We start from the raw sequence: 24,079 nt of genomic DNA on the forward strand, positions 1-24,079 counted from the left end.
TATAGGAGTGAAGTATATGAAGGTTACTATAAAAGATGTAGCTAAAGAGGCAGATGTAGCTACATCTACAGTATCTAGGGTGTTATCAAATAATCCTAGAATAAGTGAAACGACAAGAAAAAGAGTTAAAGAAGCAATTGATAAACTCGGTTATGAACCTAATGCAATGGCAAGAAGTTTAGCTAGGCAAAGAACAAAAATATTAGGTATAGTTTTGCCAAATGAGGCTAAAGATTTATTCACAAATCCATTCTTTATTACATCAATGCAAGGAATGAGTCTATACGCTCAGACTAAAGGGTATTATATAACGTATGCATTTAGTGAAGATGATGAAGGTGAGTTAAATCATGTGAAAGAAATTACTAATAATAACTTAATTGATGGAGTTATTCTTATGAGAAGTAGACAAAATGATGAGATTATCAATTACTTGCAAGATAAAAGGTTTCCTTTTGTAGTTATAGGTAGACCCGAGGATACAGAATCTATATTATGGGTAGATAATGATAACGTTAAAGCTATGTATGATTTAGTTAATCTTCTTATAGAAAATGGTCATAAAAAAATAGGATTTGTAGGAGCTATTGAAGAATGGAATATGTCACAAGATAGATTAAAGGGATACAAAGATGCTTTGATAGACTCAAAACTTGATTATCATGATAATTTAATTGTGCAACAAAATGAGTTTAATGCAAAAAATGGTTATGATGCAGCTAAGAAATTATTCAAAGAAGAAGGGTTAACAGCTATAGTAACCACAGATGATCTATTAGCTTTAGGTGTTCAAGAGTATGTTAAAGATAACAATATGAAGGATATAGCATTGATTGGGTTCAATAATTCACAGATTGCTCAGTACCAGAAACCATCTATATCCTCAATTGACATAATGGCAGGAAGACTTGGACACTATGCGGCTAAGTTGTTGATTAGTAAGCTAGAAGGAAAAGGTAGTAAGAGAAAGAATTATATCGTAGATACTAAATTAGTAGAAAGAGATACTTTTATTCAAATAAGATAGTATGATTGTAATCTATTCAATTTAAAAAGGGGAAGGATTTTATTATAGATATGATAGAAGCATTTATATTTGACTTAGATGGTGTTATAACTGATACAGCATATTATCACTATCTCGCATGGAAAAAACTGGGTGAAAAAATAGGCATAGAAATAGATGAAGAATTTAATGAGAGTTTAAAGGGGATAAGTAGAATAGAATCTCTAGAAAGAATGTTGAAGTTTGGTGATAAAGAAAATCAGTTTACACAAGAAGAAAGGATACAATTAGCTACTGAAAAAAATGAACACTATAAAGAATTAATAAAAAGAATAACTCCTAAGGATATATTACCTGGAATAATAGATTTATTAGAAGAAGCAAAGAATAATAAAATTAAAATAGGATTGGCATCAGCAAGTAAAAATGCAATTCCAGTTTTAAATAGTTTGGGAGTTATAGGGTATTTTGATTTTATAGCAGATGCATCAGAATGTAAAAATAGCAAACCAGCTCCAGATATTTTTCTTATGGCAGCAAAAGGTCTTAATGTAAATCCAAAATATTGCATAGGATTTGAAGATGCAAGTGCTGGAGTAGATGCAATTAATTCTGCAAGGATGTATTCTATAGGAATTGGAGATAGAGATACATTATGCAAAGCTAAGTTCGTAGTAAAATCTACAGAAGAACTAGACTTTAATTTAATTATATCTAAATATAATAAATCTGAAAAAGAGTATTCATTATAAATATTTTAATAGTAGGTTAGAATTTTATGGGGGACAATTATGAAACGTATATTTAACAAAATAGATGGATGGAAAATAATACAGGACAAAATTGAATTTGAAGAAAATCGATTAGCTGAATCAATAATGAGTTTAGGAAATGGGTATATGGGAATGAGAGGTAACTATGAAGAAATGTACTCAAAAGATAGTCATAGAGGTTCTTATATAGCAGGTGTATGGTTTCCAGATAAAACTAGAGTTGGTTGGTGGAAGAATGGATATCCTGAATATTTCGGAAAAGTTCCAAATAGCGTAAACTATATAGGAATAAATGTATTAGTCAATGGAAAATACCTTGATTTAGGTAAATGTGAAGTTGAGAATTTTTATAGAGAATTAAATATGGAAAATGGTGTTTTAACTCGTACTTTTATTGCTAATGTGGATGGTTCAAAGATAGAAGTAAAAGTTCAAAGATTTTTAAGTATAAAAAGAAAGGAATTAGCAGTCATAAAGTATGATGTAAAATCATTAAACTTTGATGGTGAAATAACTTTTGTACCTTATTTAGATGCGGATGTTACAAATGAAGACTCAAATTATGATGAAAAATTTTGGATGAATATTAGTTCAGGGTCTAAAGAATATAAGGGAAATGTAATTTCAAGAACTAAGGATAATGTATTTGGAACAGAAGTGTTCACAATATGTGCAAATATGATAAATAAAGTTAGTAAAAAAGCTAAAGTTTCTGAATATATGAACAAAGATTTTTATAGCGAAAATACTATAGTTGTAGATATAAATAAAGATGAGACTGTGTCATTAACAAAATTTATTGCCATAACTTCAACTAGAGATTATATTCAAGACGAACTTTTAAGTACGAGTGAAAATATCTTAAATGAAGAAATAGTAAAAGGATATGAAAACTTACTAAAAGAGCACTCAGAAGAATGGAACAAAAGATGGGAAACTTCAGATGTAAAGATAGACGGTGATATAGCAGCACAACAAGGTATAAGATATAATTTATTCCAATTATTCTCGACTTATTATGGCGATGATTACAGGTTAAATATAGGACCTAAAGGATTTACTGGAGAAAAATATGGTGGAGCAACTTATTGGGATACAGAAGCTTATTGCTTACCATTATACTTGGGTGTAGCAGATAAGCATGTATCAAGAAATTTATTAGAATATAGGTATAATCAATTAGAGGCAGCTAAAGAAAATGCTAAAAAGCTTGGATTAGAAGGGGCTTTATATCCAATGGTAACTTTCAATGGTGAAGAATGCCATAATGAATGGGAAATAACATTTGAAGAAATACATCGTAATGGTAGTATGATATATGCAATCTACAACTACACTAACTATACAGGAGATTACTCTTATATAGAGGAAAAGGGAATAGATGTAATAGTTGAAGTTGCAAGATTTTGGGCTAGTAGAGTACATTATGCAAAGTATCAAGGTCAATATATGATACATGGCGTTACAGGGCCAAATGAATACGATAATAATGTAAATAACAATTGGTACACTAATTATATAGCAAAATGGTGTTTAGAGTATGCAGTTGAAAATATAAATAAATTACAAGAACAGTGCCAAAAAGCGGTAGCTAGAAATAATATAAAAGAAGAAGAACTAAATAAATGGATTACTATAGCTGAGAATATGTATCTTCCATATGATAATGAATTGGATATAATAGTACAGCAGGATAATTTTTTAGATAAAGAACTTATAGAGGTAAAGGACTTACCTAAGGAGAACTTGCCATTAAATCAAAATTGGTCTTGGGATAGAATACTTAGATCTTGTTTTATTAAACAAGCAGACGTACTTCAAGGTATATATTATTTTGGAGATAAATTCTCTATAGAAGAAAAAAGAAGAAACTTTGATTTTTATGAAAAATATACAGTGCATGAATCATCATTATCTTCATGTATATACTCAATAATTGGATCTGAAATTGGAAATTTAGAAAAATCATATGAATTATATTCAAGAACTGCAAGATTAGATCTAGATAACTATAATAATGATACAGAAGATGGTCTTCATATAACATCTATGTCTGGGGCATGGTTAGCCATAGTTCAAGGATTTGCAGGAATGAGAACTTGGAATGAAACCTTATCGTTTAATCCTAAGTTACCACAACAATGGAATTCTTATTCATTTAACATAAATTATAGAGAACATACTTTAAAAGTAATAGTTGAGAAAGAAAATGTATTTATAGAGAATATGAGTAAAGGACAAGTAGAACTATCTGTATATGGAGAAAGTTATAAATTTGAAGATAAGCTAACTATAAAGAGAGAAGAAAATTTAGCTTTAAGTATGTAGAAATTCACTATATGGAGGAAATAAACATAATGAGAAAAGCATGGTGGAAAGAAGCTGTAGCTTATCAGATTTATCCGAGAAGTTTTATGGACTTTAACGGTGATGGAATAGGAGATATTCGAGGTATTATAGAAAAGTTAGATTATTTGGTTTATCTAGGAGTAGACGTAATATGGGTATCTCCATTTTACAAATCACCAAATGATGATAATGGCTATGATATAAGCGATTATAAAGCTATAATGGATGAATTTGGTACTATGGAGGACTTTGATGAACTATTAAAAGAAGCACATAAAAGAAATATAAAATTGATAGCGGACTTAGTAATAAACCATACTAGTGATGAACATCCATGGTTTATTGAATCAAAGTCTTCTATAGATAACGATAAAAGAGATTGGTATATTTGGAGAAAGGGAAAAAATAATAAAGAGCCAAATAACTGGGAAAGTATATTTAAAGGATCTGCTTGGCAATATGAAGCAGAAACTGGCGAATACTATCTACATTTATTCTCAAAAAAGCAACCAGATTTAAATTGGGAAAATAAAGAAGTAAGAGAAGCACTATATGAAATGATAAATTGGTGGTTAGATAAAGGTATTGATGGATTTAGGATAGATGCTATAAGTCATATAAAAAAGGACCAAGGTCTTTTGGATATGCCAAACCCTGATAATTTAGAATATGTACCATCTTTTGATAAACATAGCAATAGACCTGGGATACAAAATTTTCTAAAGGAGTTAAAAATAAATACTTTTGATAAATATGACATAATGACGGTAGGGGAAGCTGCTGGAGTTGATGCTGATGAAGCTAAAGTTTGGGTTGGTGAAGACGATGGAAAGTTTAATATGATATTCCAGTTTGAAAATATGGACTTATGGAATGATAATCCAGGTAAAAATGTAGATTGGGTAGAGTATAAAAGGGTCATAAGTAAATGGCAAAATAAGCTTCATAATAAAGGATGGAATGCTTTATATATAGAAAATCATGATACACCAAGGGCTGTATCTACATTAGGAAATGATAAAGAGTATATATATGAAAGCGCAACCTCCTTAGCACTTATGTACTTTATGATGGAAGGGACACCTTTTATATACCAAGGGCAAGAATTAGGTATGACTAACACTAAATTTAATAATATTGAAGAATATAATGATGTTAGAGCTAAAAGTGTATATGAAGATAAAATAAAAAGTGGAAGAACTATAGAGGAAGCTTTACGTGAATTAAATGCATCTTCTAGAGATAATACAAGAACTCCTATGCAATGGGATTCTTCTAAAAATGGAGGATTTACAGTAGGAAATCCATGGATTAAAGTAAATGAAAATTACGAAGATATTAACGTTGAGAAGCAGTTAAAAGATAGCAATTCAGTATTAAATTTTTATAAAAATATTATTAAAGTAAGAAAAGAAAATGAATGTTTAATTTATGGATTATATAATCTTATTCTAAAAGAAGATAAAAATATATTTGCATATGAAAGAATACTTGATGATAAAAAATTCTTAATAATAACTAATTTGAGCAATTATGATAATACATATTCTTATAATAAGTTAAATTTAAGATTTAGTAATTTAGTAATATCAAATTATGAAGTTAAAGAGCATAAAGATATAAATAGTATGATATTAAAACCATGGGAAGCTAGAATGTATAAAATATAATAACCTCTACTTATAAAATGGACCTATATTAAGTTATGGGTCCATTCTAATATATAAGAATAATGAATATACAATAGACCATGTAATTAATAATAAGAATACTGTTGACTTATTATCATATGTATTAGAAAATGGCAATAAAAAAGCCAAGGATTAATCCTGGCTATAAATAGATACTATTTTCTCTTTCTTAAAATGATATTAACTACAATAAGTGCTAAGATTGCAATAATACCTAAAGCACAAAAGATAATAATGGAATTATCTCCAGTTTTAACATTTTCAACTTTTTCTTCACCATAATTATAAACTGAAATATTTATAGTTTTATGAACCGTTTCTCTTGATTTTCCTGTAACTTCATAAGTAACTTTATATTGACCAGATTGAGTTGCAATATTATTTTTATTTGTAACAACAGTATTATCAGATACAATTATATTTTTAGTAATATCAGAGCCATCAGAATCGATAGCTGTAACATTTTTCATAGGTTCAAATAAGTCACCAACGTATAGGCTTTGATCTTTAGCATTTATTTTAATTTTAGATAATTTTGATATAAAAGTATTCTTATTAATAACATTTTTAATTTTTGTAATAACAGTAATATCATTATCAACTATTGTATTGTTACTGTTATTATCAATGTCTACAATAGTGGTGTTGTTATTATTAGGTTCATCATTATTATCAGGAGTAGCAGGTTCATCAGGTTCATTGTTATTGTCAGGAGGTATTGGCTTATCGGTATCATTAGGTTTTTGAGAGTCTGAATTATTTATTTCTATGCCTAAGTAGTAGGTGAAACTCCACCCTTCAATTTCAAAGAATTTAATTTGATATTCTGAAGATTCCTGAATATTAGTTAATGAAATCTTTGTACCATCTATATTGCCAGATGGATTAATAGATTCAATATTAGCCGTTTCTTTATACATGTTAATTGGTTGAGAAATATCACCTCCTAGAATTAGTGTTATATCAGAGCCTTTATCAGACTTTATTGTTTCTAGAGTGTAAGTTTGATTATAAGCTTGGAAACCGTACTTAGTATCATCAGTACCATAAGTAGTTATTATTTTTTGTGCTATGTTAGCAACTGGTGATAAGTCGATTATATTATTGTTATTTAAAAATAGGCCGTTTAAGTTATCTAAACTAGATAAAGGGGTAACATCTTTGATGTTATTATCAGAAAGATTTAATAAGGATAAGTTTTTAGCTGATTCTAGTCCACTTAGATCAGTAATGCCAAGATTAGAAGCATCTAATTCTTCAAGGCTTAAGATATTAGAGCTATTTATAACCTCAGTTGATCCATCTATACCTAAAGCGTTATTTATGGCGCTTACTAAATTAACATCACGTATTTCTATGGGTGTAGGATTATCTATAGTAGAGTTATCTTCAGTTTGGACACTCTCTACAGAGTTAGAAGGTATATTATCTTCTTCGGAGTAATTATCCTCATCAAGAGTAGTAGATGTGTCATCATGGATTACATCATTAGAATCGGTAGATGTATTAGGGGATTCTATTGTTTGTTCTTGCGAAGGGGGATTTTCAAATAATGCGTATACATTTGCAAGATTATATTGACTAATTATGACTATAGAGAGTATTAGTGTAATTGTAATATTCTTAAAGTCTTGCTTCATATTGACCTACCTCCTTAATTTAATATAAAAATATATACTTTTATTGAATTACATAGTATATAATATGGTTAAAGCATGGTCTATGTTAATGAATATAAATGAAAAGAGGGATGAGATTGAAATTAGTGTGGTTAGTAGTAGCAATTCTGTTTGGAATAGGAGAGTTACTTACAACAAGCTTAACTTTAATTTGGTTTAGTATAGGGGCGTTAGTAGTATTAGTATTGAGTAGTTTTATATCAAGTATAATATTTCAAGTAATTATATTTGCAATAATATCAATATCTCTTTTAGTTATAGTTACGAAAAAAATAGTTAAAAAAGATAAAAATTATAAATATGAAACTAATTTGCAGGGAATTTTATCTAAAAGAGGAGTTGTAAGAGAGGATATACTTCCATACAAAACTGGGATAGTTATTGTAAATGGAGAAGAATGGAGTGCAATAGCAATTGATAATGAAATAATTGAAAAAGGTACTACTGTAGAAGTTATAAGAATAGAAGGCGTAAAACTAGTTGTGAAAAGTACAACTAATTAATAAATTTCAATAAAAATAGGGGGAGAAAGATGTTTAAAGTAATATTAGTAGTAGTATTAGTATTAGTAGTAGTTTTAATAAGTTTAAGTTATGTAAGAGTAATTAAACAATCTAAAGTAGGTATAGTTATGAGACTTGGAAAATTCCTAAAGGTAGCAGATACAGGTGTACATTTCTTAGTACCATTTTTAGATCATATGGCTTATGTAATTGATTTGAGAGAAATTGTTATAGATTTCCCACCACAACCAGTTATAACAAAAGATAACGTAACAATGCAAATAGATACGGTTGTTTATTATCAAATTACAGACCCAGTAAGATATGTGTTTGAAATAGCAAATCCAATAGCTGCAATTGAGAATTTAACAGCTACAACATTAAGGAATATAATAGGTGAATTAGATTTAGATGAAACATTAACATCAAGAGACTTAATTAATACAAAGATGAGATCTATACTTGATGAAGCTACTGATAAGTGGGGGATAAAGGTAAACAGAGTTGAATTAAAAAATATAATGCCTCCAGAAGATATACAAGTAGCTATGGAAAAGCAAATGAGAGCTGAAAGAGAAAGAAGAGAGTCAATATTACAAGCAGAAGGTAATAAGGCGTCATCAATATTACAAGCTGAAGGTGAAAAGCAATCAGCTATATTAAGAGCAGAGGCTAAAAAGGAAGCGATGATTAGGGAAGCAGAGGGTGAAAAAGAATCAGCAATTCTAAGAGCAGAAGGAGAAGCAGAATCTATAAAGAAAATTGCTGTAGCAAGAGCAGAAGGAGAAGCGGAAGTGATTGTTAGAGTTCAAAAAGCAACAGCTCAAGGATTATATGATGTATTTAAAGCCATGAAAGAATCTGACATTGATGATAATATGCTAGCGCTAAAATCGATGGAAGCCTTAGAAAAATTAGCAAAAGGAGATGCTACTAAGATAGTCTTACCTTCAGAAGCAGTTAATCTTTTAGGTACATTTAAAGGGATAAAAGAAGTTTTATCAGATGAGAATAAAAAACAGTAGAATTTGAAATTAAATGAATAAATATAAAGAAAAAAGAAGGAATATGTAAATTCCTTCTTTTTTCTTTATATAAGAAATTAGATAATTTATAAAATAATAACAAGAAATTAAAAAAATTAAGAGGGATTTTTGAATCTTAGGAGAATTAAATCATAATGCAGATGCCCCACTAAATCAAAAAATACTTTATTAAGTATTTAGAGTAGTGCATTTAACTTAAAAATATTAATAGATAAAAAATAAATATGGGATTATAAAAAGATATTCAACACTTACAAAATAATTAGTTTTTGTAAAGAAGAACGTTTAAGAGGGGGAGATTTCTATTAAATATGAATCAATAATAACAGAAGACAATATAAAGAAATTTAAAAGTGGGCAATCAATTAATAGTTACGAATTTATGGGAAGTCATATTGCAAGTCATAAAGGTAAAAAAGGCGTATCCTTTATGGTGTGGGCACCAAATGCAAAGCGCGTATACTTAAGTGGAGAATTTAATAACTGGAGTGTAGACTCTCATCCAATGACTAATTTATACAATAGCGGAGTATGGGGAATATTTATAGAAAATTTATCAGAGGGTGAGAAATATAAATATAATGTAATTGGTTGCGATGGTGTTAGTAGATTAAAATCAGATCCATATGCTACATTTTCAGAGTTAAGACCAAATACAGCATCTGTAGTATACAATTTAGATGGTTATGAGTGGTCAGATAATAAGTGGCAGGAATGTAAATCTAAAAAAATATGTGATAATGAGCCTATGAACATATATGAAGTGAATTTAGGATCATGGAAAAGAAAGTGGGATGGTGATTTCTTTTCATATGAGGAATTATATGAAATGGTATATTATGCCAAAGATATGGGATATACACATATCGAAATAATGCCAGTAACTGAATATCCATTAGATATGTCTTGGGGATATCAAACAGTTGGATATTATAGTCCTACAAGTAGACATGGTAAACCAAATGAATTCAGAAAGTTTGTTGAGAAATGTCATGAAAATAATTTAGGTGTAATTTTAGATTTTGCTTATAGTCATTTTTGTAGAGATGAACATGGATTATATAAATTTGATGGATCTCCTCAATTTGAATATTCAGACCCTACAAAAGCAGATAATCATGGATGGGGAACAGCTCATTTTGATTTAGGAAAACCAGAAGTTAATAGTTTCTTATTATCAAATGTACTTTATTGGTTTAAGGAATTTCATATAGATGGAATAAGAGTGGATGCAGTATCTAGTATGTTGTATCTAGATTATGATGGAGGAGACTGGAAGCCAAATAAGTATGGCGGAAGGGAAAACTTAGAAGCAATTGACTTTTTAAAAAAATTAAATGAAACCGTATATAAATATATAAAAAATCCCATTATAGTAGCTGAAGAATCTACTGCATGGCCTATGGTTACGGGACCTACTTATAAGGGGGCTTTAGGATTTACTTATAAGTGGAATATGGGATGGATGAATGATACATTAAAATACATGGAGATGGATCCGGTATATAGAAAATATCATCATGAATTAATTACATTTTCATTTATGTATGCATTTTCAGAAAATTTTATTCTTCCATTATCTCATGATGAAGTTGTTCATGGTAAGAAGTCTTTACTTGATAAAATGCCAGGAGATACATGGCAAAAATTTGCAAGCCTTAGATTATTATATGCATACTATATGATTCACCCAGGTAAAAAACTTTTATTTATGGGATCTGAGTTTGGTCAGGGTCTTGAGTGGAGGTATGCATATGGTCTTGAGTGGGAGTTATTACAAATCGATCCACATATAAAAATGCAGGACTATGTTAGAGATTTAAATCATATGTATAAAGATGATAAAGCATTATATGAAATGGATAATACTTATGAAGGTTTTGATTTTATAGACCCTCATAATAATGAACAAAGTGTAATAACTATAATGAGAAAAGGTAAAAAGGATAAGGATTTTACTATTGCAGTAATAAACTTTACGCCAGTAGTTCATTATGACTACAAAATAGGGGTACCATGTAGTGGTATTTATGAGGAAGTATTTAACTCAGATGATGAGAAATATTGGGGATCTAATCAAACTATGAATGGATCAGAACTGTTCTCAATGAATGAAAAATGGCATAATAAAGAACATAATATAACAATAAAAGTACCTCCTTTAGGAGTAACATTTATAAAGTTAAAAAGAGAACTTAAAGATAATGAGTAAATCAAAGAGAATAAAAGTATAAAAGTAGTAGCGATAGAAGATCCAAATTTAAATATAGACAAAAAGTAAATCAAAAATTTAATAAGATAATAAAAGTCAAGAATTTTATAATTTAAAACCATAATATAATAAGCATATTAAATAAAATTTTAAAATATATATAAAGTTATCTAGGGGGGAATCAAATTTAATGAATAAAGAAATGATAGCAATGATTTTAGCAGGTGGTCAAGGTTCTAGATTAGGTGTGTTTACAAAGAGTATAGCAAAGCCAGCTGTATCTTTTGGGGGAAAATATAGAATTATAGACTTCGTATTAAGTAACTGTTCAAATTCTGGAATAGATACTGTAGGAGTTTTAACACAATATAGACCATTAATATTAAATTCTCATATAGGAATGGGGAGCCATTGGGATTTAGATAGAATTAATGGTGGAGTTTACGTATTACAACCATATATGGATGAAAAAGAAGGTAATTGGTATAAAGGAACTGCAAATGCAATATATCAAAATATGAATTTTATAGATACATATAACCCAGAATATGTTCTTGTTTTATCAGGAGATCACATATATAAAATGGATTATAGTAAAATGTTAAATTTCCACAAGGAAAAAAAGGCAAAGGCAACTATTGCAGTAATTGAAGTGCCTTGGGATGAAGCATCTAGATTTGGGATAATGAATGCTAAAGAAGATGGTCAAATATATGAATTTGAAGAAAAACCAGAAAATCCTAAAAGTAATTTAGCATCTATGGGAGTTTATATATTTAACTGGAGTACCTTAAGAGATTACTTTATAAAGTCAGAAAATAGTAATAAGTGTTTTGATGATTTTGGAAAGAATATAATACCTATGATGTTGGAAGACCAAGCTGAAATGTATGCATATTCATTTAAAGGATACTGGAGAGACGTTGGAACGATACAAAGCTTATGGGATGCAAATATGGACCTTATAAAATATCCAGATGCAATAGATTTAAATGATTCAAGATGGAGAATATATACTAATACTATGGCTAGTCCGCCTCAATATATAGGAAAGGATGCAGATATAAGTGAAGCATTAATAGCGGATGGATGCTCTATATTAGGAGATGTAGAAAATTCAGTTTTATCTCATGGAGTCTATGTAGATGAAAATAGTACAGTTAAAGATTCTGTAATAATGCCTAATGTAAAAATAGGTAAAAATGTAATAATTGAAAAAGCAATGATTGGAGAAGGTGCAATTATAGAAGATAATGCAATTATAAGAAATAATGAGGATGAAATTAATGTAGTATCGGAATATGAAATTGTAAAACCTCAACAAGTATTACAAGGGGGAAATTAATTATGAGAAATGAATGCATGGGATTAATAAATTTAGATAAAAAAGGGGCTCCAAGTGTTAGTAAGCTTAGCTATGCTAGGCCAATAGCATCTATACCAATAGCAGGTAGATATAGAGTAATAGATTTTACTATTTCTAATATGGTTAACTCAAGAATGACTAATGTAGGGATTTATGCAAAAGAAAAATATAGATCTCTGACAGATCATTTAGGAAGCGGAAAGGATTGGGACTTAAGTAGAAAAACGGGAGGACTTTGCATACTTAGTCCAGAGAATACAAAGTACCATAATCAATATGAAGGTAGAAATGGTGATATTTATACGATATTAGCTAATATAGATTACATAGATAAAAGTGAAGAAGAGTACATCTTAATAGCTCCAAGTTATATGATTTGTAATATAGATTATTTAGAAGCACTAGAATATCATAAAAAATCTAATAATGATATAACTGTAATTTATAAGAATATAGATAACGCAAATAAAGATTTTAAAGGATGCTTAACGTTAAATTTAGATGGAAATGATAGAGTAATAAATATAGGTAGTAACTTAGGTACATTCCCAAGAGCTAACATATTTATGGAAATGTATATAATGAGACGTAAAGATTTTGTATCTTGTATATATGAAATAGTTAACTTAGGTACATATTCTTATTTCCAAGATTTTATAACTCATGAAATTAATAATATTCAAGTAGGAGCATATGAATTTAAAGGTTATCTAAAGTGTATAAATTCAATTCAAAGCTACTATGAAATGAGTAAAGAATTATTAGAACCAGAAGTATCGCAAGAACTTCTTTATTCAAATAAAAGAGTATTAACAAAAGAAAAAAATCAGGCACCAACAATATACAAAGAAAATGCTAATGTAAAGAACTCATTTATAGCAACAGGCTGCGTAATAGATGGAGTAGTAGAAAATAGTATTATATTTAGAAAGGTTCATATAGGAAAAAATACTGTAATAAAAAATTCTGTAGTAATGCAAAACTGTACTATTGAATCTGATGTAGTATTAAGTAATGTTATATTAGATAAAAATATATCAATATCAGAGGGGAAAGAATTAAGAGGAGACGAAAATTACCCTATGGTTATAGAAAAAAATCTAAGTATATAAGGGGGAAATTTAATGAAGGTTTTTTATGTGACATCAGAGTGTTGGCCTTTTGTAAAAACTGGAGGATTAGGCGATGTATCATATGCATTGCCTAAAGCCTTAAAAAAAGAAGGGGTAGATGTAAGGGTAATATTACCTAAATATTCAACTATACCAACATATTTAAAGGATCAATTAAAAGAAGTAGCTGTATTCAATGTTCAAGTGGGTTGGAGAAATCAATATTGTGGCCTTTTAGAAATGGAATTTGAGGGGATTAAATTTTACTTTATAGACAATGAGTATTACTTTAAAAGGGAAGGAGAATATGCTTACCTTTACGGCTATGGAGATGATGCAGAAAGATTTGCATTTTTCAGTGAAGCTGTATTACAAACTATGGAAAAAATAGATTTTTACCCTGATGTAGTTCATATAAACGATTGGCATACAGGTATGATACCTTTAATATTGAAAAATAGATATAAGAATTTAGATAAATATAAAAATATAAAAACTTTATATACAATACATAATTTACAATACCAAGGTGTATTTGGAAAAGAAGTGTTGGGAGACTTATTAAATTTATCTGATGAATATTACAATAATGGAGATGTTGAATACTACGGTGGAGTAAGTTTTATGAAATCAGGTATAGTATTTTCAGATAAGGTAACAACTGTAAGTAAGACTTATGTAGACGAAATACAGACTTCATTCTATGGAGAAAAATTAGATGGATTATTAAGGGCGAATTCATATAAATTAGAAGGAATCCTAAATGGAATTGATTATGACATAAATGACCCATCTACTGATCCAAATATTTTCTTCAAATATGATGCCAATAATTTAGAAAACAAAATTAAGAATAAATTAGAATTACAAAAAATACTAGGATTAGAAGTAAACCCAGATATTCCTATAGTAGGTATAGTATCTAGGCTAGTATCACAAAAAGGATTTGATTTAATATCTTATATTATGCCAGAGTTAATAAGGGAAGATTTACAGTTAGTAATACTAGGTACAGGAGAACAGCAATATCAATCTATGTTCAATTACTATAGTTCTCGTTACTGTAAAAAAGTTTCTGCTAGAATAACTTTTGATAGCGGCTTTGCTCAACAAATATACTCTGGTAGTGATATGTTCCTAATGCCTTCTTTATTTGAACCTTGTGGAATAGGTCAAATGTTAGCTATGAGATATGGAACATTGCCTATAGTAAGGGAAACTGGAGGTCTTAAGGATACTGTAGAACCATATAATCAATACACTGGTGAGGGTAATGGATTTAGTTTTGCAAATTATAATGCTCATGAAATGTTGTATTGCATTCAAAAAGCATTAAAAGTGTATAAGGATAAAGATATGTGGTATAGGCTAGTTGAAAATGCTATGCATACTGATAACAGCTGGAAAAAATCAGCTCAGAAATATATAGAGGCATATCAGGGGATTCTCAATTAAAGGAGAGATTTGATGATCACAATTAGCAAAAGGAAATTCAAACAGTACTTTGAAAGTAAGATGTATAGTTTATATGCACAACCTATAAATGAAGCTAGTAATGAACAGCATTTAAATGTTCTAGCAAGTGTATTAAAAGATCTTATTGCTAAAAAATGGGTGGACACAAAGATTGATACAGAAAAAGAAGTATATTATTTTTCAATAGAATTTTTATTAGGAAGACAATTAAAATCCAACCTGTTGAACCTAGGAGTGGAAAATAGCATTAGAGAAGGATTAAAAGAATTAGGCATAAATCTAGATGATTTAATCCAATCAGAAGTTGATCCAGCTCTAGGAAACGGCGGTCTAGGAAGATTAGCCGCTTGTTTCTTAGACTCTATGGCATCTGTAGGTATGAGTGGGCATGGATATGGAATAAGATACAAATATGGATTATTTAAACAAAAGTTTGTAAATGGTTGCCAGGTTGAAGTTCCTGATAACTGGCTGACTCAAGGAAACTATTTATGGGAAGTAGTTAGACCAAATAAGGCGATTCTAGTAAAGTTTGAAGGGGATGTATATTTAGAAGAGCATGATGGTAATTTGAAAGTTATTCATAAAAATTATATTCCAGTAATGGCTATGCCTTATGATATACCTATAATTGGTTATAGAAATAATAGTGTGAATACACTAAGGTTATGGAAAAGTGAAATACCTAGACGCGATTTTGGCCAAACAACAGCAAATGCAAAAAATTACTCAGGAAGTTACGAAGAAGCTTTAAATTATAAATACTATACAGAAGAGATATCTCAAGTATTATATCCAAATGACTCTAACTATGCAGGAAGACTACTTAGACTAAAACAAGAGTATTTCTTTGTAAGTGCAGGGATACAAGATATTTATAGAAAGTATAAAAAGCATAAGCTTAATATACATGAACTTCATAAAAAGGTTGCTATTCATATAAATGATACCCATCCAGCACTTTGTGTACCAGAACTTATGAGAATATTATTAGACATAGAAGGACTTTCATGGGATGAAGCATGGAATATAACTATAAATACTATATCTTATACAAATCATACTATAATGGCAGAGGCTATGGAAAAATGGCCAGTAGAAATGATGAAAAAATTACTGCCAAGAATTTATATGATAGTAGAGGAAATAAATAAGAGATATTTAAGTTATTTAAATAGTAAGTATTCTGATCAAAATAAAATCCGTAGAATGAGTATTATTAATAATGGAAATATAAATATGGCTAACTTATGTATAGCATCAAGTTATAGCGTTAATGGTGTTGCTAAACTTCATACGACATTATTAGAAAAAGAAGTATTAAAAGATTTTTATGATGATACACCTTATAAGTTTAATAATAAAACCAATGGAATAGCTCATAGAAGATGGCTAATGAGTGCTAACCCAGAACTTAGTGGGTTAATTACAAATTTAATTGGTGAGGAATGGAAGACAGATACTTTTAAATTAAAAGAATTAGAGAATTATAAAAATGATAATCATGTGCTAGATAGGTTAGATGAAATAAAATATAATAATAAGGTTTTGCTATCTAATTATATAATGGATAAATATGATATAGATGTAGATCCAAATTCTATATTTGATGTACAGGTAAAAAGATTACATGCATATAAGCGACAGTTATTAAATTTAATTAATATTATGACGTTATATCATAAAATATTGGATAATCCAGATATGGATATAGAACCTAGAACCTTTATATTTGGAGCTAAAGCAGCTCCTGGATATTATCTAGCCAAATGCATAATAAAGGTAATAAATTCTGTAGCTGATTTAATTAATAATGATCCTAGAGTAAGAGGAAAGTTAAAAGTAGTATTTATAGAAAATTATGGAGTTTCATTGGCAGAATTAATAATTCCAGCTGCAAACGTAAGTGAACAAATTTCAACAACTACAAAGGAAGCATCAGGAACTAGTAATATGAAATTTATGATGAATGGTGCTATAACAATGGCTACGTTAGATGGAGCAAATGTAGAAATTCATGAGTTGATTGGAAAAGAAAATATGTTTTTATTTGGTTTAACAGCAGAAGAAGTATTAAACTACAATAAAAATGGAGGATATTCTTCAATTGACTTATATCATACTGATTTGGGGTTAAAGCAAGTTGTAGATGATTTAATTAATGGATTTATACCTAATTTAGGTAAAGAAGGAAGAGAGGTTTACGACTCTTTAATAACATATAATGATGAGTACTTTGTACTTAGAGATGCAAAGGACTATGAAAGAGCTCAAAGAGAATTAAGTGAGCTTTATAAGAAAAAATATGATTGGAATAGAATGTCTTTAATAAATATAGCAAATTCTGGTGTATTCTCAAGCGATAGAACGATAAAAGAATATGGCAGGGATATTTGGTTTAGAGGGTGTGAGATAAATGAGGAATTTAATAAACTATAATTCTTGGGATGAAAAGTTCAAGGCTCCATTTGGAGCCTTGAATCTTAAGGAAGAAGGAATTATAAATGTAGTTTCAAATAAAAACTATGATGTATACAATATATCAATGGTAATTTTGGGGGAAAATGAAGATTTAAGTACTTTTTTATATGATAAGATAGAACTAAAAGAAATGCAAAATATAGACAATGAGAAAACTTTTCATTGTAAAATAAAGCCTTTTGAAAAAACAGGTTTATACTTTTACTATTTTGAAGTTGATGCTAATATAGATGGAAATGTACAAAAATTGTTTTATGGAAAGAGTAAAGAAGATGGACAAGCTTTTGAATATTCATATGAAGGAGTAAATAAATATCAAATAACAGTATATGATGATGTAAATGTTCCAACTTGGTATAAAGAGGGGATATTATATCACATATTTGTGGATAGATTCAATAATGGTAATAGAAATGATAAACTTAGTAATCCTAAGAAAAATACTTTTATGTATGCAAATTGGGATGATGATCCAATGTACATAAAGGACAAAAATGGAGATATAATTAGATGGGATTTCTATGGAGGAAACCTAAAGGGAATAATAAATAAATTAGGTTATTTAAAGAAATTAGGTGTAAGTATAATATACTTAAGCCCTATATTTGAAGCATCTAGCAACCATAAGTATGATACAGGTGACTATAAGAATATCGATCCTATGTTTGGTGATGAAGAAATATTTGCCGAACTTATAGAAAAAGCTAATGCGAGAGGTATATCTATAATACTAGATGGTGTATTTAATCATACAGGAGCAGATAGCAAATATTTTAATAAATATGGGAATTATGATAGCCTAGGTGCATATCAATCTAAAGATTCTGAATATGCCTCTTGGTACAATTTCAAAGAATTTCCTAATGAATATGAGAGTTGGTGGGGTATAAAAGCGCTACCAAATGTAAATGAACTAGACCCATCTTACATGGATTATATCATGTATGATGAAGATAGTGTAATTAAGAAGTGGACAAGTATGGGTGTAAAAGGATGGAGACTTGATGTAGCAGATGAGCTTCCTACGAAATTTATCAAAGAATTAAGAAAAGAGCTAAAGTCTGTAGATAAAGAGGCTATATTGGCTGGAGAAGTTTGGGAAGATGCGTCTAACAAAATAAGCTACAATAAAAGAAGAAATTATCTTACTGGAGGTCAATTAGACTCAGTACTAGGATATCCTTTTAGAAAAAATATAGTATCATTTTTAAAAGGAGAGTGTACTTCTTTTGAATTAACAAATAGTTATATGGAAGTAAAAGAGAATTATCCGAATGAATCATTTAAAGCTAATTTAAACTTACTTGGAACACATGATGTAAAGAGAATTAAAACTGAATTAGATTGCGATAAAGATATGGTTAAGTTAGCTGTTATCACACAAATGACTTTTGAAGGGATTCCTTATATTTATTATGGTGATGAAGCCGGATTAGAAGGTAATACTGATCCTGACAATAGAAGAACATATCCGTGGAAAAATGAAGATGAGGATATGGTTGAATTTTATAAAAATGCTATAAGTACAAGAAAGAAACACTTAAATTTAACTTATGGTGATACTAAGTTCTTATATACAAATAATAACGATGTGTTTGGTTATATTAGATATGATAAAAATTTAGAAGAAGAAGATTTATTAATATTGATAAATAGATCGGAAAATGAACAAAATATAACTATGGATTTAGACGCAGATACTTTAGAAGAACTACCTATAAAATATATACCGAAAAAGTATGGAGAATTAATAGAAAAGGAAGATGGGTTATTTAATAAGGGGTTATTTAATATCCAAATCAAAGAAAAATCCTTTAGAATATTTACTTTAAAAAATAATATAGAAAAATAATAAAAAAGCCGCTATATAGTGGCTTTTTTATTATTTTTCTATATTATTTAGAATGGAATTTCATCATCATATATTTCTAATGTATTATTTGAGGTAGAAGATTCTTCGAATAATTGAGATGCATCATAATAATTTTTATTATTTGAGTTTTTACTTGTATTATCTAAGAATTTTATTTCGTTAGCTCTAACCTTAGTTATACTTTTATTATCTCCTTCTGGAGTTTGATATTTATCTATTCTTAGGCAACCATCAACAGCAATCAATCTGCCTTTTTGTAAGTATTGTCCGCAAATTTCTGCTTTTTTACCCCAAATTTCAATATTTATGAAATCAGATTCTACTACACCGTTTTTTGTTTTATAATTTCTACTTACTGCTATTCTAAAGTTAGCAACAGGACTATTAGATTCTCCTACATATTTTAGTTCTGGATCATTTACTAATCTTCCGATTAATACAATATTATTCATTTAACCACCTCAATAAATTTAATATTATTTATATTAGAATTTTAGACAAATAAGATTTTTTATATACCAATTATTTACAAAAATAATACGAAGTTTTTTTATTAAAAACTTTTCTTAAGTTCGCATTAAAAAGAAGTGCAAAAAAATATTATACATAATTAAATAAAGTTAAAAAAGAATATAACTTAATAAAATTAAATAAAAACAGCTATAACAAAACTCTAAATTAAATTTTTAATGTAATTCATAAGAATATAGAGTATAATAAATTTGTAAGAAATAAAAATGTTCGAATGAGGGGAAATAAATATGAATAAAAAGATAACATTAACTAGCAAAATATTGATAGGTTTATTATTAGGATTTGTATTTGGATTAATATTAAAACAAGTACCAGAAGGCCTTATAAAAAATACCATATTACTTGATGGGGTTTTAAAGATTATAGGCAATGGATTTACATCAGCTATAAAAATGATGGTAGTACCATTAGTATTTGTATCTTTAGTATGTGGAACATCATCAATGGGAGATGTTAAAAGATTAGGAAGAATTGGTGGAAAAACTATGCTTTTCTATCTAGGTACAACAGCTATTGCAATAATAATATCTTTAGTTCTAGGTAGTGCATTAAAACCAGGTGTTGGATTGGATATGAGTGGTATAGTTTCTGGAGAAGTTGCTATAGGAGAATCTAAATCTCTAGTAGATATTATTTTAAATATAATACCTACAAATCCAATTGCTTCATTAGCAAATGGGGAGATGTTACAAGTTATATTTTTTGCAATGCTTTTAGGAATAGCGATGAGTATAGTAGGTAAGAAAGCGGAACCAGTAAGAGTTATATTTGAAAGCGCAAATGAAATTTGTATGAAGATGGTTAACTTAATAATGTTATTTGCTCCATATGGTGTATTTGCCTTAGTTTGTAATACTTTTGCAACAGTTGGAACAGATGCAATATTTGCGTTAGTAAAATATATATCAATAGTATTATTAGGTTTATTAATACATGTTACTGTAGTTTATGGCGGAATATTTAAGATAATAACTAGACAAAAAATAAAGCCATTTATAAATAAATTTAGTAGAGTAGCGGCAATTACTTTTTCAACAGCTTCAAGTAATGCTTCTGTACCAGCTAGTTTAGAGATAATGGAAGAGTTAGGTGTAAGTAAAAGTGTTAGATCATTTACAATACCAATGGGAGCAACTATTAATATGGATGGAACTGCCATAATGCAAGGTATAGCAGCACTATTTATAGCTCAAATATATCAAGTTGATTTAGGTATGAATGATATGATTACAATAGTTCTTACAGCAACATTGGCTTCTATTGGCACAGCTGGAGTGCCTGGTGTTGGTATGATAATGCTATCTATGGTATTACAATCAGTAGGATTACCATTAGAAGGTATTGGACTTATAATGGGCGTAGAGAGAATTATAGATATGTTTAGAACTACGGTAAATGTGATGGGGGATAATATTTGTACGTTGATTATAGCAAATAGTGAAAAAGAAATAGATTTAGAAGTATATAATAAAGAAGAATCAATAAAAAGCTTAGTATAAGATAATTAAAATTTATTAAAAAATATGGATCGGATAAAATAAATAGGATATCTCATTTGGAGATATCCTATTTATGTTGTAAAATATACAATAAAATATAAACTAAAAAATAGGGAGAAGTCATATGAGTACATATTTTACTATAGGAGAAGTATCAAAGTTATTTAATTTACCAATTAAAACTCTTAGATATTATGATGAAAAAGGAGTGCTAAAGCCTGCATATATAAATCCAAGTACTAATTATAGATATTATTCGAGAGAACAGTTTATAAGTATAGATATAATAAAATATTGTAAGCTAATAGGTATGTCCTTAGAAGAAATAAAAGAGCTTATAAATTCGGATAGCTCAATAGAGATAATGATAAATAATATGAATAAGCAAAGTGAATTATTAAAAAGGAAAATAAAAGAACTAACAGATGTAAAAACATATTTAGATGATATAAAAAATAGTGTTGAAGAAATACTTGAATATGAGATAAATAAAGTAATAATTAGGAGAAATAAAGAAAGAAAAAATATAAGATTTGACTTAGAATATGATAAGGTAGAGGAATTAGAGCTTTACTTAAGAAAAGTAATTTTATATTTAGAGGAGAGATACAATGATGTTTATCCTTTATTAGGAGTTATAGCACCGTATAACAATGTAAAAAATAGGGGAGAAATAAAATATAGCTGCGTATGCGATTTTACAGATAGAGGTATTAAGAATAAAGAAAGTAATAATCTAAATGGAGTAGAAATAATAACTCCAGGAGGTAACTATATAACGATATTCTTTGATGATAATTGGGAAAATATAAATAAATACTATTATAAAATTATGGATTATATTGAAGAAAATAATATTGAAGTAGAAGGCGATTTTAATGAAGTTTGGACAATGCCTAGAGTGGATTCTAATGGAAAAGAAAAAACATTTGGATATATAGAAATACTTATAAAAAATAATGATAAGTAATTGACTCTCCATCAACTAGATACTTTATAATTTAAAATATGAGAATGAGAAAGGAGATTATAAAGTATGGTTAAGAGCTTTTTACAGTATGCTATACCATCAGCACTAGCGATGTGTATAGCATCTTTAAATACAGTTTTAGATGGAGTTTTTTTAGGTAAAGGAGTAGGAGATTTAGCTTTAGCATCAGTTAATATTGTAATGCCGCTTACTATATTATTCTTTGGATTATCAACAATGGTTTCTGTTGGTGGAGGAGCATTAGTTTCAAAAAATTTTGGAGCAAATAATGATGATTATGCTATAAAGATTTTTAGACAGGTAATAAAATTTTTATTATTAGCAAGTTTATGTCTAAGTATAATATGCTCTTTGTTTGCAGAAAAGATAGTAATTCTTATGGGAGCTACAGACTCCTTAATTGATTTATCAGCTGAATATCTAAGATATTATTCTATGTTCTGTATTCCTAACTTATTAGGTCTTTCTTTAGCAAGTTTTTTAAGAAATGACAATAGACCTAATCTTGCAATGATTTCAACAATAATAGGTACTATATGTAATGTTTATTTAAATTATTTATTTATTTTTAAACTAGGTCTAGGAATAAAGAGTGCAGCTATAGCAACAGGTTTAGGGCAAATGGTTACAGTGTTAGTACAGATACCTCACTTTTGGGGTAAAAAAGGCAAATTATCTTTTGGTAAAGCGAAAATAGAAATAGAAATTATAAAGGAAATAATAAAAGTAGGATTCCCATCATTTGTAGCTGAAGTAGCTTTTTCAATAATAATACTAGTTCATAATTTAGTATTAGTAAGAGTTGTTGGAGAGATTGGTGTATCGGTGTATGCAATAATTAATTATATTACAACGAATATATATTTAGTTCTATTAGGTGTAACATTAGGAGCTCAACCACTTATAAGTTATAGTTTTGGAGCAAAGGAAGAAGATAAAATACTTACTTATTATAAATTGGCAAATACTACAAGCCTATGTATAGCTACAGTATACTTCTTAACATGTTTAGTTTTTGGAAGGGAAATAATATCGATATTTACCTCTGATATAACAATAATGAATATGTCATATATAGCATTGAATCTAACAAATTTAGCATATTTTATTATAGGTATAAACTTAACAACAACGATGTATTACCAAGCAATAGAAATACCTAAGTACTCAAACTTAATAGGTGCATTAAGGTCGATTTTGGTTTTACCAATAATATTAATACTTTTAGCAAAGTTATTCAGTATAAATGGTATATGGGTTAGTATGGCAGTATCGGAGCTAATAACAGCGTTAATAGCATATAAATTTATAAATATAAAAAAATATACAAAATCTATATCTTATTATGCATAAAAGATATTCTCATGACTAATAATTTCAATTAAAGCGTATTAAAGTAATAAAAATATAGTATATATCCCAATGGAGTACTTATATTTAATTACTATAATATGCTTTCTTTGCATATAAATTATTATGGACAAAGTT

17 protein-coding genes are annotated in these 24,079 nt (G+C 28.5%); 15 read left to right on the forward strand and 2 right to left on the reverse strand.

The features are described from left to right. Window positions 1-16: 16 nt before the first annotated feature. From H8923_RS11115 to H8923_RS11130, 4 genes are read left to right on the forward strand one after another with little or no spacing between them, the layout of a single operon-like run. A complete protein-coding gene (locus H8923_RS11115; protein WP_153924959.1) occupies window positions 17-1,027 on the forward strand; it encodes a LacI family DNA-binding transcriptional regulator in 1,011 nt (336 codons plus the stop codon). Window positions 1,028-1,077: 50 nt separating this feature from the next. Further along, window positions 1,078-1,758 (forward strand): beta-phosphoglucomutase, encoded by a 681-nt coding sequence (gene pgmB / locus H8923_RS11120; RefSeq protein ID WP_153924962.1) that lies wholly within the window; start codon window positions 1,078-1,080, stop codon window positions 1,756-1,758. Window positions 1,759-1,797: 39 nt separating this feature from the next. Then, window positions 1,798-4,107 (forward strand): glycoside hydrolase family 65 protein, encoded by a 2,310-nt coding sequence (locus H8923_RS11125; protein WP_153924965.1) that lies wholly within the window; start codon window positions 1,798-1,800, stop codon window positions 4,105-4,107. A 29-nt stretch (window positions 4,108-4,136) separates the two neighbouring features. Then, window positions 4,137-5,798 (forward strand): alpha-glucosidase, encoded by a 1,662-nt coding sequence (locus H8923_RS11130; protein ID WP_153925200.1) that lies wholly within the window; start codon window positions 4,137-4,139, stop codon window positions 5,796-5,798. Between the two features lie 176 nt (window positions 5,799-5,974). Here H8923_RS11130 and H8923_RS11135 read toward each other — a convergent pair whose 3' ends face one another. Continuing rightward, on the reverse strand, window positions 5,975-7,459 hold the full coding sequence (locus H8923_RS11135; protein WP_153924968.1) for a hypothetical protein: 1,485 nt from the start codon (window positions 7,457-7,459) through the stop codon (window positions 5,975-5,977). A gap of 125 nt (window positions 7,460-7,584) precedes the next feature. Here H8923_RS11135 and H8923_RS11140 point away from each other — a divergent pair, with 125 nt between their 5' ends. The 8 genes from H8923_RS11140 to H8923_RS11175 all read left to right on the forward strand — a co-directional run bounded on the left by H8923_RS11140 (window position 7,585) and on the right by H8923_RS11175 (window position 19,546). Beyond that, the gene (locus tag H8923_RS11140) at window positions 7,585-8,001 is read left to right on the forward strand and encodes an NfeD family protein (RefSeq protein ID WP_317982873.1); all 417 of its coding nucleotides are present in this window, start codon (window positions 7,585-7,587) and stop codon (window positions 7,999-8,001) included. Window positions 8,002-8,030: 29 nt separating this feature from the next. After that, the gene (locus tag H8923_RS11145; protein WP_153924974.1) at window positions 8,031-9,026 is read left to right on the forward strand and encodes an SPFH domain-containing protein; all 996 of its coding nucleotides are present in this window, start codon (window positions 8,031-8,033) and stop codon (window positions 9,024-9,026) included. Window positions 9,027-9,369: 343 nt separating this feature from the next. Beyond that, window positions 9,370-11,259, forward strand: a complete 1,890-nt coding sequence (gene glgB / locus H8923_RS11150; RefSeq protein ID WP_187127926.1) for a 1,4-alpha-glucan branching protein GlgB — start codon at window positions 9,370-9,372, stop codon at window positions 11,257-11,259. 190 nt (window positions 11,260-11,449) lie between these two features. Continuing rightward, window positions 11,450-12,604, forward strand: coding sequence for a glucose-1-phosphate adenylyltransferase (locus H8923_RS11155; protein ID WP_153924977.1), 1,155 nt, complete (start codon window positions 11,450-11,452; stop codon window positions 12,602-12,604). 2 nt (window positions 12,605-12,606) lie between these two features. Continuing rightward, the gene (gene glgD / locus H8923_RS11160; protein WP_153924981.1) at window positions 12,607-13,737 is read left to right on the forward strand and encodes a glucose-1-phosphate adenylyltransferase subunit GlgD; all 1,131 of its coding nucleotides are present in this window, start codon (window positions 12,607-12,609) and stop codon (window positions 13,735-13,737) included. A gap of 12 nt (window positions 13,738-13,749) precedes the next feature. After that, the gene (gene glgA, locus H8923_RS11165; RefSeq protein WP_153924984.1) at window positions 13,750-15,192 is read left to right on the forward strand and encodes a glycogen synthase GlgA; all 1,443 of its coding nucleotides are present in this window, start codon (window positions 13,750-13,752) and stop codon (window positions 15,190-15,192) included. A 12-nt stretch (window positions 15,193-15,204) separates the two neighbouring features. Further along, window positions 15,205-17,652, forward strand: a complete 2,448-nt coding sequence (locus tag H8923_RS11170) for a glycogen/starch/alpha-glucan phosphorylase (RefSeq protein WP_153924987.1) — start codon at window positions 15,205-15,207, stop codon at window positions 17,650-17,652. Continuing rightward, entirely contained in the window at window positions 17,630-19,546 is a 1,917-nt protein-coding gene (locus H8923_RS11175) for a glycoside hydrolase family 13 protein (protein ID WP_153924990.1), read from the forward strand. Before H8923_RS11170 ends, H8923_RS11175 begins: the two co-directional genes overlap by 23 nt. A gap of 47 nt (window positions 19,547-19,593) precedes the next feature. Here H8923_RS11175 and H8923_RS11180 read toward each other — a convergent pair whose 3' ends face one another. After that, window positions 19,594-20,019: a single-stranded DNA-binding protein gene (locus H8923_RS11180; protein ID WP_153924993.1), complete on the reverse strand. Its 426-nt coding sequence runs from the start codon at window positions 20,017-20,019 to the stop codon at window positions 19,594-19,596. A 309-nt stretch (window positions 20,020-20,328) separates the two neighbouring features. Here H8923_RS11180 and H8923_RS11185 point away from each other — a divergent pair, with 309 nt between their 5' ends. The 3 genes from H8923_RS11185 to H8923_RS11195 all read left to right on the forward strand — a co-directional run bounded on the left by H8923_RS11185 (window position 20,329) and on the right by H8923_RS11195 (window position 23,944). Further along, window positions 20,329-21,600 carry a dicarboxylate/amino acid:cation symporter gene (locus H8923_RS11185; protein WP_153924996.1) on the forward strand — a complete coding sequence of 424 codons (1,272 nt, stop codon included), beginning with the start codon at window positions 20,329-20,331 and terminating at the stop codon, window positions 21,598-21,600. A gap of 124 nt (window positions 21,601-21,724) precedes the next feature. Continuing rightward, entirely contained in the window at window positions 21,725-22,570 is an 846-nt protein-coding gene (locus H8923_RS11190) for a MerR family transcriptional regulator (RefSeq protein ID WP_153924999.1), read from the forward strand. A gap of 66 nt (window positions 22,571-22,636) precedes the next feature. After that, the gene (locus H8923_RS11195; protein WP_153925003.1) at window positions 22,637-23,944 is read left to right on the forward strand and encodes an MATE family efflux transporter; all 1,308 of its coding nucleotides are present in this window, start codon (window positions 22,637-22,639) and stop codon (window positions 23,942-23,944) included. The last annotated feature ends 135 nt before the right edge of the window (window positions 23,945-24,079 follow it).

Origin of the sequence: Romboutsia faecis (assembly GCF_014323405.1) — a bacterium.
Lineage (GTDB): Bacteria > Bacillota > Clostridia > Peptostreptococcales > Peptostreptococcaceae > Romboutsia_E > Romboutsia_E faecis.

Bases quoted from the DNA above. Each gene is read 5' to 3' on its own strand.
- H8923_RS11195 (WP_153925003.1), top strand. From the start codon at position 22,637: ATGGTTAAGAGCTTTTTACAGTATGCTATACCATCAGCACTAGCGATG.
- H8923_RS11145 (WP_153924974.1), top strand. From the start codon at position 8,031: ATGTTTAAAGTAATATTAGTAGTAGTATTAGTATTAGTAGTAGTTTTA.
- glgD (WP_153924981.1), top strand. From the start codon at position 12,607: ATGAGAAATGAATGCATGGGATTAATAAATTTAGATAAAAAAGGGGCT.
- H8923_RS11135 (WP_153924968.1), bottom strand. From the start codon at position 7,459: ATGAAGCAAGACTTTAAGAATATTACAATTACACTAATACTCTCTATA.
- H8923_RS11130 (WP_153925200.1), top strand. From the start codon at position 4,137: ATGAGAAAAGCATGGTGGAAAGAAGCTGTAGCTTATCAGATTTATCCG.
- H8923_RS11155 (WP_153924977.1), top strand. From the start codon at position 11,450: ATGAATAAAGAAATGATAGCAATGATTTTAGCAGGTGGTCAAGGTTCT.
- H8923_RS11185 (WP_153924996.1), top strand. From the start codon at position 20,329: ATGAATAAAAAGATAACATTAACTAGCAAAATATTGATAGGTTTATTA.
- glgA (WP_153924984.1), top strand. From the start codon at position 13,750: ATGAAGGTTTTTTATGTGACATCAGAGTGTTGGCCTTTTGTAAAAACT.
- pgmB (WP_153924962.1), top strand. From the start codon at position 1,078: ATGATAGAAGCATTTATATTTGACTTAGATGGTGTTATAACTGATACA.
- H8923_RS11175 (WP_153924990.1), top strand. From the start codon at position 17,630: ATGAGGAATTTAATAAACTATAATTCTTGGGATGAAAAGTTCAAGGCT.
- H8923_RS11115 (WP_153924959.1), top strand. From the start codon at position 17: ATGAAGGTTACTATAAAAGATGTAGCTAAAGAGGCAGATGTAGCTACA.
- H8923_RS11190 (WP_153924999.1), top strand. From the start codon at position 21,725: ATGAGTACATATTTTACTATAGGAGAAGTATCAAAGTTATTTAATTTA.
- H8923_RS11180 (WP_153924993.1), bottom strand. From the start codon at position 20,019: ATGAATAATATTGTATTAATCGGAAGATTAGTAAATGATCCAGAACTA.
- H8923_RS11170 (WP_153924987.1), top strand. From the start codon at position 15,205: ATGATCACAATTAGCAAAAGGAAATTCAAACAGTACTTTGAAAGTAAG.
- H8923_RS11125 (WP_153924965.1), top strand. From the start codon at position 1,798: ATGAAACGTATATTTAACAAAATAGATGGATGGAAAATAATACAGGAC.